This is a genomic window from Aeromicrobium sp. (assembly GCF_047607065.1).
Taxonomy (GTDB): Bacteria; Actinomycetota; Actinomycetes; order Propionibacteriales; family Nocardioidaceae; genus Aeromicrobium.
Window position 1 is genome coordinate 48905 of record NZ_JASGDU010000046.1, and the last position, 15715, is coordinate 64619.

Sequence of the window (15715 nt, forward strand, 5' to 3'; positions counted from 1 at the left end):
AAATGCAAATTGCACCTCATTACCCACACCTCACTAGTCCGAACGGACTATGTGACCTGACCGACCCGAACCAGAACCAGGGCTTCCCGGTGGCTGAGGTGCGACGAGGAACGAGGAGCCTCGAAGCCACCCCAACCGGCAGGGCAGGTCCCTTCGAGGCTCGGGCGCGGGGCGCCCTCACACCTCAGGGACCGGGGAGCCGGAACCGGTCATTGAGGTGCGAAGCGAAGCGAGCCTCGAAATGACCACCACCAACCCGAGGCAAGGCCCTTCGAGGCTCGGGACCGAAGAAACCCGGTGGCTGAGGTGCGACGAGGAACGAGGAGCCTCGAAGCCACCCCACCGAAACGTGGACTCGTGAGACGGGACAGATCGAGGACCAAACTTTGTCGCCCCGACTTGACTTGATAGTTCTAGTCGCACTAGACTAGTCTCGTGAAGACAAAGGCGGCCATCAAGAAAATCCGCGAGGCAGCCGAAAAAGCGGGCCTGGAGTTCGAGCAGTTCGAACGCAAAGGCCACACCGGCATCCGCGTCGGATCGAAGAAGACCACCATCGGCCGTCACACCGAGACACCCGACGGCATGGCGGAGAAGATCTACCGCCAACTCCAAGACGAGCTAGGACAAGGCTGGTGGCGATGATGCACCACTTCACCTCGACCGCAACCCGCGAAGGCCGCTGGTGGGTCGTACAGTGCGACCAACACCCCGGCGCGCTGTCCCAGGTCGCGCGACTCGACCAGGCCGCCGAGTATCAGCGCGAGGCGATCTCCTTCGTCACCGACCTACCCGAGGATCAGATCACCGTCAAGGTCATCCCACGAATCGGCGACGACATCGCCCGCACGGTCGATCAGGCGCAGCGTGACCGCGCCGAAGCCGAACGCCTCGCGCAAGCCGCCAGCGAGAACCTGCGCCGCGCCGCCCGCGAACTCCACGCCCAGGGCCTGTCCCTGCGTGACATCGGCGTCGTGCTCGGCGTGTCGTTCCAGCGCGCCGGGCAACTCGTCAAAGACGCCGCATGACGCACCTGCTCGCCGTTCGGCAGAGGGAGATCCCTTCGCCCTTCGAGGCTCGGGACCGGGGCGAACGCGGCGGCTGAGGTGCGACGAGGAACGAGGAGCCTCGAAGCCACCCCACCAGCGGGGAAGGCCCCGGACCGCGATTCGATTACGCTGACGGCGACGCGGCACGCACCGGGGCGAGCCGAAGAAGGAGAACAGCGTGCCAGTCGACCTGCGCCGGGCCGAACCGAGTTACCGCGGCGTATTCGGCGTCGTCCTGGGCTGCCTCACCCTCCTCGTCGCCCTGCTGACTATCGAGGTCACGTCCGGCTGGGACCCCTTCGGCGACTTCGACCGCACCCTCACCCGCCGCGCCACCGATGCCACCGACAGATCAGGCCTGCTGCTCGACCTCGGCAAAGCCCTCGCGGTCGCCTTCAACACCTGGCCCGTCGTCGCCCTCGTAGCCGCCGTCATCGCCTGGGCCGCATGGCGCCGCGAATGGGGCATCGCCGCCTGGATCACCGTCAGCGGCCTCGTCGTCGTCCTCGGCAACCCCGCCCTCAAAGCCCTCGTCGACCGCCCCCGCCCCCCGCAGAACGGCGACGTCTACGAGATCGGCGGCTGGTCCTTCCCGTCCGGACACGCCGCAGGTGCCGGACTGCTGCTCGTCATCGCCGTGATGCTGACCATCGTCACCACCGGACGCGGCCTCAAACGCCGCCTGCTCATCACGCTGTGGGCGATCCTCGCCGCCGCCGTGGCCGCGAGCCGGGTGTTCCTCGGCGTCCACTACCCCACCGATGTCGTCGCCGGACTCGCCTTCGGCAGCGGCGTCACGCTCGCCCTGTGGCTGCTGCTGGCCACCGACGCGACCCGGCTACCCTCCGAACTGGCCATGCTCACCGGCACCGGCGGCAAGAAGGCCGCAGTCGTACTCAACCCCGCCAAGGTCGGCGACGTCGAGGAGTTCAAGAACCGCGTGCGCGCCGCCGCGAAAGCGCACGGCTGGAGCGAACCGCTGTGGTTCGAGACCAGCGTCGAAGACCCCGGCTACGGCCAGTCGCTCGACGCCCTCGCGGCCGGCGTCGACCTCATCGTCGCGGCCGGCGGCGACGGCACCGTGCGCGCAGTCTGCGAAGAGGCCGCCCGCACCGGCGTCGCGGTCGGCGTCATCCCGCACGGCACCGGCAACCTGCTCGCGCGCAACCTCGACATCCCGCTCAACTCCCGCGACGCCCTCGACGTGGCCTTCGGCGGACAGGACAAGGCCATCGACCTGGCCCGCTACCGCACCGATTCCGGCGTAGACACGTCCTTCCTCGTCATGGCCGGCCTCGGCATGGACGCGATGATTATGACCGGCGTCGACGACGACCTGAAGAAGCGTGTCGGCTACCTCGCCTACTTCGTCTCCGGCCTGAAAGCGCTGCGTTTTCCCGGCATGAAGGTGACCATCACCGTCGACGACGGCGAGCCGCAGACCATGCGCGCGCGGACCGTCGTCATCGGCAATGTGGGCTTCCTCCAGGGCGGCATCCCGCTGCTGCCGGAGGCGCGCATCGACGACGGGCAGCTCGATGTCGTGGTACTCGCGCCGCGGCGCTTCCTCGGCTGGCTCGGCATCGCGTGGAAGGTCATCACGCGGCGCAAGCGCAACACCGAGCGGTTCGCCCGGTTCACCGGCGCGCGCGTCCACATCCAGGCCACCTCCGACACCCCGATGCAGCTCGACGGCGATCCGGTCGGCGAGGGCACGGAGATCACCGCCGAAGTGCGGCCGGGCGTCGTCCTCGTGCGAGTCCCCGTCGTCCCCATCCCCGCCGGCTGAGGCGGGGGAGGTCCCTTCGAGGCTCGCAAGCTCGCGCCTCAGGGACCGGGGCCTCCCGGTGGCTGAGGCGCGACGAGGAACGAGGAGCCTCGAAGCCACCCAACCGGGGGAGGTCCCTTCGCCCTTCGAGGGCGCTCGTTCCTCGCGCCACCTCAGGGACCGGCTCGGGCGCGGGGCGGCCTACACACCTCAATGACCGGGTGTGTCAGTCGAGGGTGACCTCGGCGGCGAAGATCGTCTCCTCGGCCAGGCGCAGCTCGATGCGGTTGGCGTCCTGCGTGATCGGGATGGCCCGGCCCTCCGGCACCCACTTCAATCCGCCCTGATTGCCCACGAGAACCACGAACGCGCCGTTCTCGCGCTGCCCGCGAAACAGCAACGGACCACCAGGGGTCGCCCGGATCACCAACGCCTCACGACTCAATCCGGGCAGGTCCACCCGGACCGTCCCGATTCCACTCCCGAAGACGAACCGGTCGCCTTCGATGACGTGGATCTCACCCCCTGAGCCGTCATACAGGCCCCACGCGACGGAGAACATAGTCCGGATTCTTCCCGATGCCCGCAGGGCCTCAGGTACCGGGGACCGTCGCGGTGATGATCGATCCGTCACCGCGCTCGCGGCCGGGCACCGGAGCGGGCTCGCCGGCCAGCCGCGGACCCTGGCCGGCCAGTGCCACCACCCGCGGCGACCCGGCCGCAACGGTGACCTCCTCGCCCCGCACGATCACCGTCGCCGCGTCGCCGTCCTCCACCGTCAGCTCGACCTCCGCCGGCCGCACCGCGACCCGGACCCGCGTGCCCCGCAGCGTCACCCGGTACACCAGTTCGTCCCACGCCTGCGGCAGCCGCGGATCGACGGTGAAGACCCCGCCGTGATCGCGGAACCCGCCGAAACCGCAGGCCAGCGCGCTCCACACCCCGCCCGTCGAGGCCACGTGAACCCCGTCGGAGGTGTTGCCGTGCCGGTCGGCCAGGTCGACGTACAGCGCCGACAGAAAGTACCGGTACGCCAGATCGGCATAACCCACCTCGGCGGCCATGATCGACTGCACCACCGCCGACAGCGTCGAGTCGCCCGTGGTGATCGGATCGTAGTACTCGAAGTCCGCGCGCTTCTGGTCCGCGGTGAACTGGTCGCCCTGCAGGAACAGCGCCAGCACGACATCGGCCTGCTTGAGCACCTGGAAGCGGTAGATGACCAGCGGGTGATAGTTCAGCAGCAGCGGGCGCTTGTCGAGCGGAGTGCTGTCGAGGTCCCACACCTCGCGTTCGAGGAAGTGGAAGTCCTGCGGATGCACGCCCAAGTGCTCGTCGAACGGGATCGCCATGTCGGCCGCAGCCCGCTCCCACGCGACCACCTCGGCCTCGCTCAGCGCCAGCCGCCGCACGACCCGCTCGTATTCGAGGCCGTCGCGCGCGGCCAGCTCGCGCACGGCCGCCGCCGCCCGCGCCAGGTTGAAACGGGCCATGACGTTGGTGAACAGGTTGTCGTTGACGACCGTCGTGTACTCGTCGGGGCCAGTGACGCCGTGGATGTGGAACGAACCGTCCTCCTCCGAACGCCAGAAGCCGAGGTCGACCCACATGCGGGCGGTCTCGACCAGCACGTCGATGCCCTCGCGCACGAGGAAGTCGAGGTCGCCGGTGGCCTGCACGTACTGGCTCAGCGCATAGGAGATGTCGGCGTTGATGTGGTACTGCGCGGTGCCGGCGGCGTAGTAGGCCGACGCCTCCTCCCCGTTGATCGTGCGCCAGGCGTACAGCGCGCCGTCTTGGGCCAGCTCGCGGGCGCGGCGGCGGGCGTGGTCCAGCAGCGTGTAGCGGAAGCGCAGCGCCGCGCGCGCCAGGTGCGGGGTCGTGTACGTGAGGAACGGCAGGACGTAGATCTCGGTGTCCCAGAAGTAGTGACCGCTGTAGCCCGATCCGGTGACGCCCTTGGCCGGAAAACCGTTGCCCTCGGCCCGCGCGGACGCCTGCAGCACCTGGAACAGGTTCCAGCGGACCGCCTGCTGGATGTCCGGGCGCCCGGGGATCTCCACATCGGAGCGTTTCCAGAAACTGTCCAGCCAGGTGCGCTGATCGGCGTACTGCTGCTCCAGGCCCTCCTCGGCGGCGCGGTCCAGCGTGCGGCGGCAGCGGTCGAGCAGCTCGCGGACCGGCACGCCGCGCGAGGTGTGATACGAGACGACCTTGGTCAGCGTGATCGGCTCACCGGGCTGGGCGTCGACGCGGTAGGTCATCTTGGCCAGGTCATCCTCGACCTGCACGCGCTGGGTGAAGGCGTTGGCCGTGTCCAGGAGGTGATCGGCGGCCACGGCCAGCGTCATGCCGCTGTCGTGCGCGCGGTAGCCGAGCTCGACCCGGCCCTCCTCGACGCTGCCGCGGCAGTGCTGCGGCTCCAGCACCCGCCGGTCGAGCGTCTCGCTCTTGCGCGGGTCGACGCCTTCGCCCATCGCCTTGGCACGCACGTGGTACTCGTCCTCGCCGTCTTGCCGGTTGAGGATCTGCGAGCTGATCGCCACCGGGGCGCGCGCGTCGAGCAGCGTGACCTCGAAGGTCATCACCGCCAAGTGCCGCTGGTGGAAGGAGACCATGCGCGTGGAACGGATACGCACCCGCTTGCCCGAGGGGGTGCGCCACAGCAGCTCTCGGCGCAGCACGCCCTCGCGGAAGTCGATGGACCGTTCGTAGGCGGCGATGTCGGCGATGGGCAGCAGCAGCGGCTCGTCGTCGACGTACAGCCGGATGACCTTGGCGTCGGGGGCGTTGACGATGGTCTGACCGACCCGCGCGAAGCCGTAGGCCTCCTCGGCGTGGTGGATCGGCCAGGTCTCGTGGAAGCCGTTGAGGAAGGTGCCGTGGGCGTAAGAGTCGCGGCCCTCCTCGACGTTGCCGCGCAGGCCGAGGTAGCCGTTACCCACGGCGAACAGCGTCTCGGTGACCCCGAGGTCGCCGGCATCGAAGGCGGTCTCGACGAGCCGCCACTCATCGACCGGGAACCGCGTGCGGTCGAGGTAGTCGTGCGCGGGCGGTGCCTCGTGGGACGGACTCATGGCAGCAGCTCCTCGAGGTCGGTGACGACGACATCGGCTCCATGATCGCGCAGGGCGGTCGCACCCGCGCCGCGGTCAACGCCGACGACCAGCCCGAAGCCGCCGGCGGCACCGGCCTCGACGCCGGAGATCGCGTCCTCCAGCACGACGGCGCGCTCGCGCGGCACGCCGAGGCGGTCGGCGGCGTAGGAATAGGTGTCGGGTGCGGGCTTGCCGGGCAGGCCCTCCTCGGCGGCCAGCGCGCCGTCGACGACCAGCTCGAAGCGCTCCAGCAGCCCGGCCGCAGCGAGCACGGCCGGGGCGTTGCGCGAGCTGGACACGACGGCGAGCCGGACCGGGGTCGGCGCGAGCGCGTCGAGCAGGGCGACCGAGCCGGGGTAGCCTGCGACGCCGCCCGCAGCCAACGCCTCGGCGAAGAGAGCGTTCTTGCGGTGGCCGAGTCCGGCGACGGTCTCGGCCTGCGGCGGGTCGTCGGGGCTGCCCTCGGGCAGGGTGATGCTGCGGGAGGCGAGGAAGGCCCGGACCCCGTCGGCGCGCGGCTTGCCGTCGATGTAGCGGTGGTAGTCGGCCTCGGTGTACGGCTCGGCGATGCCGCGCTCACTCAGACTGCGTTCACTCAAGCCATGCTCGCTCAAGAACGTGGTGAACATGCGCTCCCAGGCGCGCAGGTGTACCTCGGCGGTCGGGGTGAGGACGCCGTCGAGGTCGAACAGCGCCGCGTCGTAGTCGGTCCAGTCCACGCCCGCGAGCCTAGGCGCACCAGATGACACCCGCATGAACGCGGTCCAAGGCAGCCCCGCCGTGCGTCTCACGATGCAGCTCAGATCGGTGTTCGCCGCGCCTTTACTGTTCGATCACCCAGGGTTATTTGGAGCGGGTTGTCTGGATGATCGTCGCGTCGTCCCTGCTCTGGAGGCCTCATGCTCGCCGGTCTGATCCGGTCCACGCTCACCGCCGCAATGGTTCTCCTCTGGACCATGATCCCCGGAATCGGTGGCACCGCCTCGAGCGCTGCCGGAACGGACGAATCGCCGTTCACGCAGGCCGATGTCGAACTGACCGAGGACGGCGCGTATGACATCACCTGGACCTCTGCCGCCGAGACCGTGACCGTCACGGCTTCGCCAAATCCCGACGGATCGGACTCGACGACACCCGTCGGCGCCGGATCCGGCAGCGGCTCGCTCACCGTCACAATGCTCGAACCCGACTGGTACTTCGTCCTCACAACGGACACCGGCGAACGGCTGGTCACGCGCGACCAATCCCTGCACATGTCGAACGCCCGGAACCTGCGCGACCTCGGCGGCTACCGCACCGCCGACGGCCGCTGGACCCGTCCCGGCCTCGTGTTCCGCTCCAACCGGCCCACCGACCTCGATGCCGCCGACTGGCAACGGCTCGCAAGCCTCAACATCGCCGACCTGGCCGACCTGCGCAACACACAAGAGGTCGAGGAAGACCCCTACACCCCGCCGAACTCCATGACCTACACGCACCTCGACGTCATGAACGTCGCCGGCAATCCCGATCTCACCAAGTGCGGCCTGACCATCCCCGTCGGCCTACTTGAGGTGCTCGCGACGACCTCCGACATCGAGGATGCGGGCACCGCGATGGGCTATCCGCTCTCGACCTGCGCCGGATCGGCCAACGACGCCTTCGGCACGCTGATGGACATGATCGAGTCGACCGACAGGTCTCTGCTGTTCCACTGCAGCGGCGGCAAGGACCGCACCGGGTGGGCCAGCGCGATCCTCCTCACGATTCTGGGCGTGTCCCGCGAAACGGTTATCGCCGACTTTCTCGACTCCAACCGCTACCGTGGCCCCGGCTCAGTGCAGCGCGAATGGATCGAGAGCGCCTTCGCGCAGGTCGATCGCAGTTACGGCGACTTCGACACCTACGTGCACGATGGCCTGGGGCTGAGCACGGCGCAGGTTGCCTCACTACGCGACCGACTCCTGCAGGACACCGCACCAGCCGTCGTAGGCCCGAACGTCCCGGAAACGGTCAATCCCACCGAGCAGACCCCCGATGCCTCCGTACCTGCGGTGGGTGCCCCCTCGGTGGGCAGCAACTCACTCGTGGGCAGCGGGGGCGGTGACATCGAGCAGGCCGGGCAGCACCTTCCCGCCACCGGCAGTCACGCCCGTGCCTTCCTGCTCACCGTGGCCGCCGTGCTCCTGGCTGCCGGGCTGACCACCAGGCTCAAGCACTCCTGACCCTCACCGTCAGCGCAGGACGTAGGAGGCGTCGAGGTCGGCCGCACGCGGGCAGCCGAGCAGCGCGAGGGTGGTGTCGAACTCCGCGACGAGCTGGCGCAGCACCGCCTCGGCCCCCTCGGCCCCGCCCCGCGCCAGGCCCCACAAGACGTGCCGCCCGACCAGCACCGCGTCCGCCCCCAGCGCGAGTGCCTTGGCCACATCCCAGCCGCGCGTGATGCCGCCGTCCACGAGCAGATCCAGACCGCCGCCGACCGCATCGACGATGGGCACCAGCGCGTCGACGGCCGCCGCCGTGGTGTCGAGCTGGCGGCCGCCGTGATTGGACACGATGATCCCGGCCGCTCCCGCGTCGACCGCCCGCTCGGCGTCATCGGGACGCAGGATGCCCTTGAGGATCACCGGCATCCCGGCGGCCGCAGCGAACTCGCCGATATCGTCCCAGGTCAGGCTCGGATCGTGCATGTCGTGCAGCTGCCGGGTGGTCAGCGCGGTCCCGGAGGGGTTCAGCGCGAGCGGGTACGTCACGTGGAAACCGGTCCGCCGGTCGCGCTCGCGCCAGCCGCCGACCGGGAAGTCCACCGTCAGCACCAGCGCCTCGTAGCCGCTCTCGCGCGCCTGCACCACGAGATCGAGCGAGACCTGCCGGTCCTTGAACACATACAACTGGAACCAGCGGTCGGACTCCCCCAGCGCGTCGGCAACCTCCGGCAGGCTCGTCGTGGTCTGCGAGGACAGCACGAACAGCGCCTCGGCCGCTCGCGCCGCCTCGGCCAGCGCCCGCTCGCCGCCGGTATGCGCATGGCGCTGATAGGCCATCGGTGCCACCGCGATGGGATGGGTGCGATGGCGTCCGAGCAGCGTCGTGCCCAGGTCCCGCTCGGTCACGTCCACGAGGACCCGTGGCGCGAGGCGGTACCGGCTCCAGGCCGCCGTGTTGTCGCGCAGCGTGATCTCGTCGCCGGCACCCCCGGCGAAGTAGCCGAAGGCACCGGGACCGAGCAGGTCTTCGAGGTCGCTCATGCCGCCGCCTCGGAAAAAGCAACGATAGGCGGTGCCGACATGAGGTAATACCCGACTGTCGCTCGCTTGCGCTCGCTCATCCCAGGAGCGTACGACCCACGATCTCCTTCATAATCTCGGTCGTGCCGCCGTAGATGGTCTGGATACGGGTGTCGAGGTAGGCCCGCGCGATGGGGTACTCGGTCATGTAGCCGTAGCCGCCGTGCAACTGCAGGCACTTGTCGACGGTCTTCTTCTGAAGCTCGGTGGTCCACCACTTGCCCATCGCGGCGTCCTGCACGGTCAGCGTGCCCGCGTTCAACTCCATGATCGAGCGGTCGACGAAGACCCGCGCGATCTGGGCCTCGGTCTCCAGCTCGGCCAGCACGAAGCGCGAGTTCTGGAAGTTCGCGATGGGCCGGCCGAACGCCTTGCGGTCCTTGACGTATGCGACGGTCTGGTCGATGACCGTGCGGCACGCGGCGGCGGCGACGACCGAGATGGTCAGGCGCTCCTGCGGCAGTTTTTCCATGAGGTAGATGAAGCCCTGCCCCTCCTGGCCGAGGGTGTTGGCGACGGGCACGCGCACGTTGTCGAAGAACAACTCGGCCGTGTCCTGGGCCTTGAGGCCGATCTTGTCGAGGTTGCGGCCGCGCTCGAAGCCCTCCATGCCGCGCTCGACGGCGATGATCGTGAAGCCCATCGCGCCGGCCTCGGGATCGGTCTGGCAGACCACCAGGACGAGGTCGGCGAGGATGCCGTTGGAGATGAAGGTCTTGGAGCCGTTGAGGACCCAGTGGTCGCCGTCCTTGACCGCAGTGGTCTTGATGCCCTGGAGGTCCGATCCGGTGCCCGGTTCGGTCATGGCGATGGCGGTAATCATCTCGCCGGTGCAGAACTTCGGCAGCCAGCGCGCCTTCTGCTCCTCGTTGGCGTAGGACAGCAGATAGGTCGAGACCAGGTCCGTGTGCAGCGCGAAGCCCACGCCGCTGGCTCCGATGCGGGTCAGCTCCTCCTGCACGATGGCGTTGTAGCGGAAGTCGGTCATGCCAGCGCCCCCGTACTCCTCAGGCATCATGAAGCCGAGGATGCCCAGCTCGCCGGCCTTGAGCCACAGCTCGCGCGGGACGATGCCGTCGGACTCCCACTGCTCGTGATACGGGGCGATCTCCTTGTCACAGAAGGTCCGCATGGTCTCGCGGAAGGCCTCGTGCTCGGCTTCGAAAATGGTGCGCTGCATGGTCGTTTCTCTCTTTCTTGGCGGTCAGGAGGTCCCTTCGAGGCTCCTTCGTCGCACCTCAGGGACCGGGCGACTCGGTGACTGAGGTGCCCGAGGAACGAGGGCCTCGAAGTCACCTCAGGGACCGGTTACTACTCGTTCTGAACGGCGACGCCGCGTTCGATGAGGCCGGCGACGTCGTCGATGCCCCATGCGGTCAGGGCGTCGCGGGTGTCGGCACCGATACGCGAGGGCGGGGTACCGAGTTCGGCCGGGGTGGCCGAGAAGCGGGGAGCCGGAGCCGGCTGGGTGATGCCGTCGCGCTCGACATAGGTGCCGCGCGCGACGTTGTGCGGGTGTGCGTAGGCCTCGGTCAGCGGCACGACCGGGGCGACACAGGCGTCGGTACCCTCGAAGACCTCGGCCCACTCGGACTGGGTCTTGGCGGCGAAGACGGCACCGAGCCGGGCACGCAGGTCGGTCCAGGTGGCCGGGTCATTGCGATCCGGCAACGGCTCGAAGCCCTGCTCGGCGAGGATGCGCTCCATCTCGGCCCAGAACTGCGGTTCCAGCCCGCCGACCGACATCCACCGGCCGTCAGCGGTGGCGTACACGTCATAGAAGGGCGAGGCGCTGCCGAGGAAGTTGGTGCCGCGCTGGCCGTCCCACAGGCCGTTCTGCTGCATCGTGACGGCCATCGTCATGAGGTGTGCGACGCCGTCGGTGATGGCAGCGTCGACGACCTGGCCCTGCCCGGTCGCGCGCGCGTGGGTGAGGGCGGCGAGCACGCCGGCGACGAGGTAGAGCGAGCCGCCGCCGAAATCACCGAGCAGATTCATCGGGAACGCCGGGGCGCTGCCGAGCCGTCCGAGCGGGTCCAGCCCGCCGGCGACGGAGATGTAGTTGAGGTCGTGCCCGGCGCTGTGCGCGAGCGGACCGTCCTGGCCCCAGCCGGTCATGCGGCCGTAGACCAGCTTCGGGTTGCGCGTGAGGCAGGTGTCGGGGCCGAGACCGAGGCGCTCGGTGACGCCGGGGCGGAAGCCTTCAATGAGGATGTCGGCCTTCTCGACCAGGTCGAGCACGAGGTCGATGCCGCCGTCGGCCTTGAGGTCGACGGCCACGCTCGGACGGCCGCGGCCGAGGATGTCACGCTCGGGGCTGGCTAGGGCCAGGCCCGGACCCGTGGGCCGGTCGACCCGGATCACGTCGGCACCGAGGTCGGCAAGCATCATCGCGGCGAACGGACCCGGGCCGATCCCGGCGAGTTCCACGACACGGACGCCCGCGAGAGGTCCGCTCCGGGCGGCGCTCTGAATCGTCACAGCAACAGTGTGACAGTAGTGCTGTCACGATTGTCAACCGGCCCGTGGCGCGCATGGCATGGCCGTCCGTCCAGCCCGCATCCCCTTGACAAGTAACCTTGCCCACAAGTAACTTTGTCACGTGGTGGGCGACCCGATCACCCTCCCCTCGGCCTTCCGTCACGGCATGGGAGAAGAAGACATGCTGCACGCCGTGGAGTTCGCGCTCTACCCGGTCGTCCAGGAGGACGGAATGGTGATGTGGATCGGTCCCAACCTCGCCGGATCGGTCATCGAGGTCGGCGTCATCGAATGGCACGGCGAACTTGCCATCGCCCACGCCATGAACCCTGCCCGCGACAAGTACCTGAGGTGATGAATATGGCCAAGCGCTCACTAGAAGAACTCATCGCGCAAGCCGACGAGTTCGCCGACAAGTTCGAGAACTACGACCCGAAGCCCGAGGACTTCGACAAGCCGGTGCCGCCCGCTATGGCCCTCCAGTTGGCCGCGTGGCGGCGTGCCCGCGCCGAGCAGGGACTGGCCGACGCCGTGAAGCAGGCTCGCGAAGCGTCCCTGTCGTGGCGTGCGGTCGGCGAGGCCATCGGCACCACCGGAGAGGCCGCGCGACAGCGGTATGCGGACCACGCGGAGAGCGCCTGACACCCGAGGGAGCATGGTCCGCATGCCGTTGTCCACGTCGCTCGGTGACGAACTCTCGAAATGCGCTGCAACCTCGACAACAAAGCCCGCCGCATCACGTACGACGAGTACATGGAGAAGCAGCCTGCGGCGATAACCCAGCCACGAGCGAACCGAGTTCGAGGCTGCCCTCGCCTGCGCGCCATCGTCGTGTACCGGCCGAAGATCAGGACAACAGCGAACCCGGCGGCCGCAGGAAGCCACCCCCACCCCAGGTCAGCGAACGACCTGGACACGTGGCCAGCGTAGAACCGAGGTATTCGCAGAACCCCCGCCCGGCCACGCCGTCGTATGTCCCGGGGAGAAGTACGACTCCCACGTGTCGAACTTGGTCACGCGCTAGCGGCCACGGGATCGAATGACGCGACGCGCTGCGCTGCGATGGCACGAGCGCGGCGGTCCTGCTCGGCCGCGTCGATCTTGCCCTGGTAGGCGAGGATCAGGTTCTCTGTCTCCTCGCGAGTGGGGTTCCAACCTTCTTGGTGCCCCATGCCGATGATGTTGGTGATGTCGAAGACCTCGCGCTCGCTGAGGCCGTCGAAGAGGTCGGGCCAGAGGGTCGTGGGGCTGAACAGTTCGTTGGCCATGATGCGCCTTCTTCCTTAGCTTCTTCCACCGTAGACCGAGCGTGCCCAAAACATCTAGGGATAGTTGTGGATCATCTTGCCTTCGCGCGCATCCCGGTACCGACCGCGAAACGCTTCATTGCCGGTAGCCGCGAGTACGGAGCGTGAGGAGTACGCCTCCGAGACGGTCGATGAGTTCTTCCAGGAGGATTTCGTCAGCGCTTGGCCTCTGGCTCCACGACCGCGCCTGGGATGGGACATAGCCCGATAGGGAGGGAAGGTCCCTCGCCCAGGCCCGCAACTCGTCGTCGGGAGGGCGCGAACCAAGACGGGCCTCAATCTCCCGGACCAGGTTCCCATAGAACGTGCTGTCAGTGATCTTTGCCAGGCGCTTGGCAAACTTCAACGCTGTGGCCAGTTGCTTCTCGCGCTCAGCCCAGGTGTAGAGGTGTTCAGTCATGGAAGTGCTCACTTCAGCGAAGCCAAAAGCCCCGGAGGGCCTGAGAACGTGTTGGGGGAAGGGGTGGGCGTGTCTTTGCTGGTGGGGGTTTGGGAGTAAGTGTTGGGGTTATGTGGTCTTTTCCCAGCCCGTTACCCCTCGGACTTGACTGATGGGCAGTGGGCGTTGATCGAGCCTATGGTCGCGGTCAAACTGGGTGGTAGGCCTGTCAAGCATGCACGCCGTCGTGTCGTGGAGGCCATCTTGTAGGTGAACCGGACCGGGTGCTCGTGGCGGCAGATGCCCCACGATTTCCCGCCGTGGGACACCACGGTAGTGGTACTTCCAGCGTTGGGTCGAGGACGGCACCACCGACCGGGTCCGCGATGCTGCGGAGCGGGACCCGATGGCCTCTGCGGGGATCGTGGATTCGCAGTCCGTGAAGGCCGCTGACACGGTCGGGAAGGACTCGCGCGGCTATGACGCGGGCAAGAAGATCAACGGCCCTCAAGCGGCATATCGTGACCGACTCTCTCGGTTTGTTGATCGTGGTCATGGTCACCAGTGCTGCGTTGCAGGACCGTGACGGCGGTCGGCTGGTCTTGGAGCGGGCGAAGATGAGAATGCCCTCACTCGTGCTGGTGTGGGCTGACGGCGGCTACGTCGGCAAACTCCTCGACTTCGCCCAGCACCGGTTCCGGATACTCGTGGAGATCATCAAACGCACCGACAAGAAGCCGACCTTCGAGGTTCTTCCCAGACGGTGGGTCGTCGAGCGTACGAACTCCTGGCTGATGCGCACCTGACGACTGGCACGCGACTACGAACGCCGGCCTGAGCGCTCCGAGGCAATAATCAAGTGGACCATGATCGGCATCATGGCCCGCCGCCTCGCACCCGGCCCCCAACGCCGCCCATGGCAACCCAAACCAGCCACATAGAAGACTTCCCCAACACGTTCTCAGTGAAAGAGGACTGCTCGCTGTCCAGGACCCCCATGATTTCGCAGTCCGGCCGACCGAACCAGGCGACGAGTCCATTGCCGAAAAGATCACCGCATCCCTCACTCACCCCGGCGTGAGAAGATCCCAACTGTCGCAAACGGCCTCGCCGACGACGGCGATCCGGTAGAGAAGGACGAGCAGGCCGTTCAAGGCCCGGGCGATCCTCCCCAAGCGAACTAGGGCCGACATCTCGACCATTTTCCGGTGCTTCGGCTGGTATCTTGCGTCACGCATCAAATGTGCCCTTACGATCAGCGGAACGGGCGTTTTGCCCTTACCGATCGAGATGCGGCGACAACCGGACGACAGTCGAAGACGAAGGATGCCCGGCCGAAAACCAGCACCGAAACGGTGGCGCGCAAAGAGCCAATAGGGGCCGTTATGACAACGATGTCGGTCATGGGGTCTCCTTCGGGTCGGGAACATCGGCAGACAACCAAAGTTGACAAACGGCAGAATGGCAACTAAAGTTGACAATGTGATCAAGGGCAGCGCCCGCAAGCGCGGATACAGCGACAGCGAACTGCTGCACGCCGTAGCAAACGCGATCCGCGTCTGGCCGCACGACGGCTACGACATGGTCATTTGGCCGCGTTTCGACGACTCCTTGCTTGAGGTCGGCGTCAACTCTGACGGCGACATCTTCCACGCCATGCCAGCCCGAAAGAAGTTCCTCTGAGGAGGGGTGAACCCCATGAGCACAAGCCAGAAGACCCGCGATACCGACCTGCTCGACCGCATCGAGGCCGACGCCGACGAACCGACGGGACCCGCCATCGACGCCGCACCACTTCGCGCCATCGCCGAGGCTATGCACGCCCGAGACACTGCGGAGGAAGACATCCGCTCCGGCGTCGAGAAGGCCCGTGAGGCTGGCCTGTCGTGGGCTGTGATCGGCGCGGCCTTGGGAGTCAGTCGCCAGGCCGCGCTCAAGCGATACGGCCACTGACGGAACCACCGCCTCCACCTCGACGGCACGCTCACGGGCGACGCTCATCAGCGGGCCTCCGAATCGCTCGAAGCCTGGCTAGGGCCAGTGTGGTGGGCTTGGGCCGGAGCCTCGAGGCAGTCCGTCGAGGGAGTAACCCACGCGCTATCCGTGTCCTGCCGGGGCGCGCCCTCCCCTGCACCAGTCCCCACCACGCCGGAATCAAGGCCGGCCACCAGCGCCACGACATCATCCTGGGCGAGGTCCCAGTCGTCGTTGTCCCAAAGCCATACGGGCTCTTCACAGTTGAGGGTGTAGTTGGGGTCTGAAGCCGCCGGTCTCGAGTAGGCTGCGGGCGACATAGTTGGTGAGGTTGCGAAATCCCAGGGCCGAACCACGCAGGTGTTCGAGGCGTCCGTTGATGGCCTCGGTCGG

The 15715-nt window shown here is 67.7% G+C and carries 18 protein-coding genes and 1 pseudogene; 9 read left to right on the forward strand and 10 right to left on the reverse strand.

Annotation, left to right across the window (positions count from 1 at the left end):
- The first annotated feature begins 435 nt into the window (after positions 1 to 435).
- From QM597_RS06960 to QM597_RS06970, 3 genes are all read left to right on the forward strand, one after another.
- On the forward strand, positions 436 to 645 hold the full coding sequence (locus tag QM597_RS06960; protein ID WP_415004143.1) for a hypothetical protein: 210 nt from the start codon (positions 436 to 438) through the stop codon (positions 643 to 645).
- Positions 636 to 1028, forward strand: a complete 393-nt coding sequence (locus QM597_RS06965; RefSeq protein ID WP_415004144.1) for a hypothetical protein — start codon at positions 636 to 638, stop codon at positions 1026 to 1028. Before QM597_RS06960 ends, QM597_RS06965 begins: the two co-directional genes overlap by 10 nt.
- 199 nt (positions 1029 to 1227) lie before the next feature.
- A complete protein-coding gene (locus QM597_RS06970; RefSeq protein ID WP_415004145.1) occupies positions 1228 to 2838 on the forward strand; it encodes a phosphatase PAP2 family protein in 1611 nt (536 codons plus the stop codon).
- 205 nt (positions 2839 to 3043) lie between these two features.
- On the opposite strand, the gene QM597_RS06975 is transcribed toward QM597_RS06970, so the two are convergent.
- The 3 genes from QM597_RS06975 to QM597_RS06985 are packed head-to-tail and all read right to left on the reverse strand — an operon-like array spanning position 3044 to position 6634.
- Positions 3044 to 3379, reverse strand: coding sequence for a hypothetical protein (locus QM597_RS06975; RefSeq protein WP_415004146.1), 336 nt, complete (start codon positions 3377 to 3379; stop codon positions 3044 to 3046).
- 31 nt (positions 3380 to 3410) lie between these two features.
- The gene (locus tag QM597_RS06980; protein WP_415004147.1) at positions 3411 to 5894 is read right to left on the reverse strand and encodes a glycoside hydrolase family 65 protein; all 2484 of its coding nucleotides are present in this window, start codon (positions 5892 to 5894) and stop codon (positions 3411 to 3413) included.
- Complete coding sequence (locus QM597_RS06985) at positions 5891 to 6634, reverse strand: HAD family hydrolase (protein WP_415004148.1); 744 nt, start codon at positions 6632 to 6634, stop codon at positions 5891 to 5893. The genes QM597_RS06980 and QM597_RS06985 overlap by 4 nt, the downstream gene beginning before the upstream one ends.
- Positions 6635 to 6871: 237 nt before the next feature.
- Between QM597_RS06985 and QM597_RS06990 the strand changes: the two genes are divergently transcribed.
- A complete protein-coding gene (locus QM597_RS06990; RefSeq protein WP_415004149.1) occupies positions 6872 to 8119 on the forward strand; it encodes a tyrosine-protein phosphatase in 1248 nt (415 codons plus the stop codon).
- A gap of 9 nt (positions 8120 to 8128) precedes the next feature.
- Here the strand turns inward: QM597_RS06990 and QM597_RS06995 are convergent, their stop codons facing one another.
- The 3 genes from QM597_RS06995 to QM597_RS07005 form a co-directional block, all read right to left on the reverse strand.
- Entirely contained in the window at positions 8129 to 9142 is a 1014-nt protein-coding gene (locus tag QM597_RS06995; protein WP_415004150.1) for an alpha-hydroxy acid oxidase, read from the reverse strand.
- 76 nt (positions 9143 to 9218) lie between these two features.
- Complete coding sequence (locus QM597_RS07000) at positions 9219 to 10361, reverse strand: acyl-CoA dehydrogenase family protein (protein WP_415004151.1); 1143 nt, start codon at positions 10359 to 10361, stop codon at positions 9219 to 9221.
- Between the two features lie 131 nt (positions 10362 to 10492).
- A complete protein-coding gene (locus QM597_RS07005) occupies positions 10493 to 11662 on the reverse strand; it encodes a CaiB/BaiF CoA transferase family protein (RefSeq protein WP_415004152.1) in 1170 nt (389 codons plus the stop codon).
- A gap of 121 nt (positions 11663 to 11783) precedes the next feature.
- Between QM597_RS07005 and QM597_RS07010 the strand changes: the two genes are divergently transcribed.
- Both QM597_RS07010 and QM597_RS07015 read left to right on the forward strand, forming a co-directional pair.
- On the forward strand, positions 11784 to 12017 hold the full coding sequence (locus QM597_RS07010) for a hypothetical protein (protein WP_415004153.1): 234 nt from the start codon (positions 11784 to 11786) through the stop codon (positions 12015 to 12017).
- Between the two features lie 5 nt (positions 12018 to 12022).
- On the forward strand, positions 12023 to 12304 hold the full coding sequence (locus QM597_RS07015) for a hypothetical protein (protein WP_415004154.1): 282 nt from the start codon (positions 12023 to 12025) through the stop codon (positions 12302 to 12304).
- Between the two features lie 371 nt (positions 12305 to 12675).
- On the opposite strand, the gene QM597_RS07020 is transcribed toward QM597_RS07015, so the two are convergent.
- Together QM597_RS07020 and QM597_RS07025 are read right to left on the reverse strand one after the other, a co-directional pair.
- Positions 12676 to 12930, reverse strand: coding sequence for a hypothetical protein (locus QM597_RS07020; protein ID WP_415004155.1), 255 nt, complete (start codon positions 12928 to 12930; stop codon positions 12676 to 12678).
- 115 nt (positions 12931 to 13045) lie between these two features.
- Positions 13046 to 13369: a hypothetical protein gene (locus tag QM597_RS07025; RefSeq protein WP_415004156.1), complete on the reverse strand. Its 324-nt coding sequence runs from the start codon at positions 13367 to 13369 to the stop codon at positions 13046 to 13048.
- Between the two features lie 458 nt (positions 13370 to 13827).
- Here QM597_RS07025 and QM597_RS07030 point away from each other — a divergent pair, with 458 nt between their 5' ends.
- The gene (locus QM597_RS07030; RefSeq protein WP_415004157.1) at positions 13828 to 14154 is read left to right on the forward strand and encodes a transposase; all 327 of its coding nucleotides are present in this window, start codon (positions 13828 to 13830) and stop codon (positions 14152 to 14154) included.
- A 449-nt stretch (positions 14155 to 14603) separates the two neighbouring features.
- On the opposite strand, the gene QM597_RS07035 is transcribed toward QM597_RS07030, so the two are convergent.
- On the reverse strand, positions 14604 to 14753 hold the full coding sequence (locus QM597_RS07035; RefSeq protein ID WP_415004158.1) for a hypothetical protein: 150 nt from the start codon (positions 14751 to 14753) through the stop codon (positions 14604 to 14606).
- A 77-nt stretch (positions 14754 to 14830) separates the two neighbouring features.
- Here QM597_RS07035 and QM597_RS07040 point away from each other — a divergent pair, with 77 nt between their 5' ends.
- A complete protein-coding gene (locus QM597_RS07040) occupies positions 14831 to 15031 on the forward strand; it encodes a hypothetical protein (protein WP_415004159.1) in 201 nt (66 codons plus the stop codon).
- A 15-nt stretch (positions 15032 to 15046) separates the two neighbouring features.
- On the forward strand, positions 15047 to 15301 hold the full coding sequence (locus QM597_RS07045) for a helix-turn-helix domain-containing protein (protein ID WP_415004160.1): 255 nt from the start codon (positions 15047 to 15049) through the stop codon (positions 15299 to 15301).
- 279 nt (positions 15302 to 15580) lie between these two features.
- Here the strand turns inward: QM597_RS07045 and QM597_RS07050 are convergent.
- Positions 15581 to 15715, reverse strand: a pseudogene (locus QM597_RS07050) (ISL3 family transposase); the annotation flags it as partial.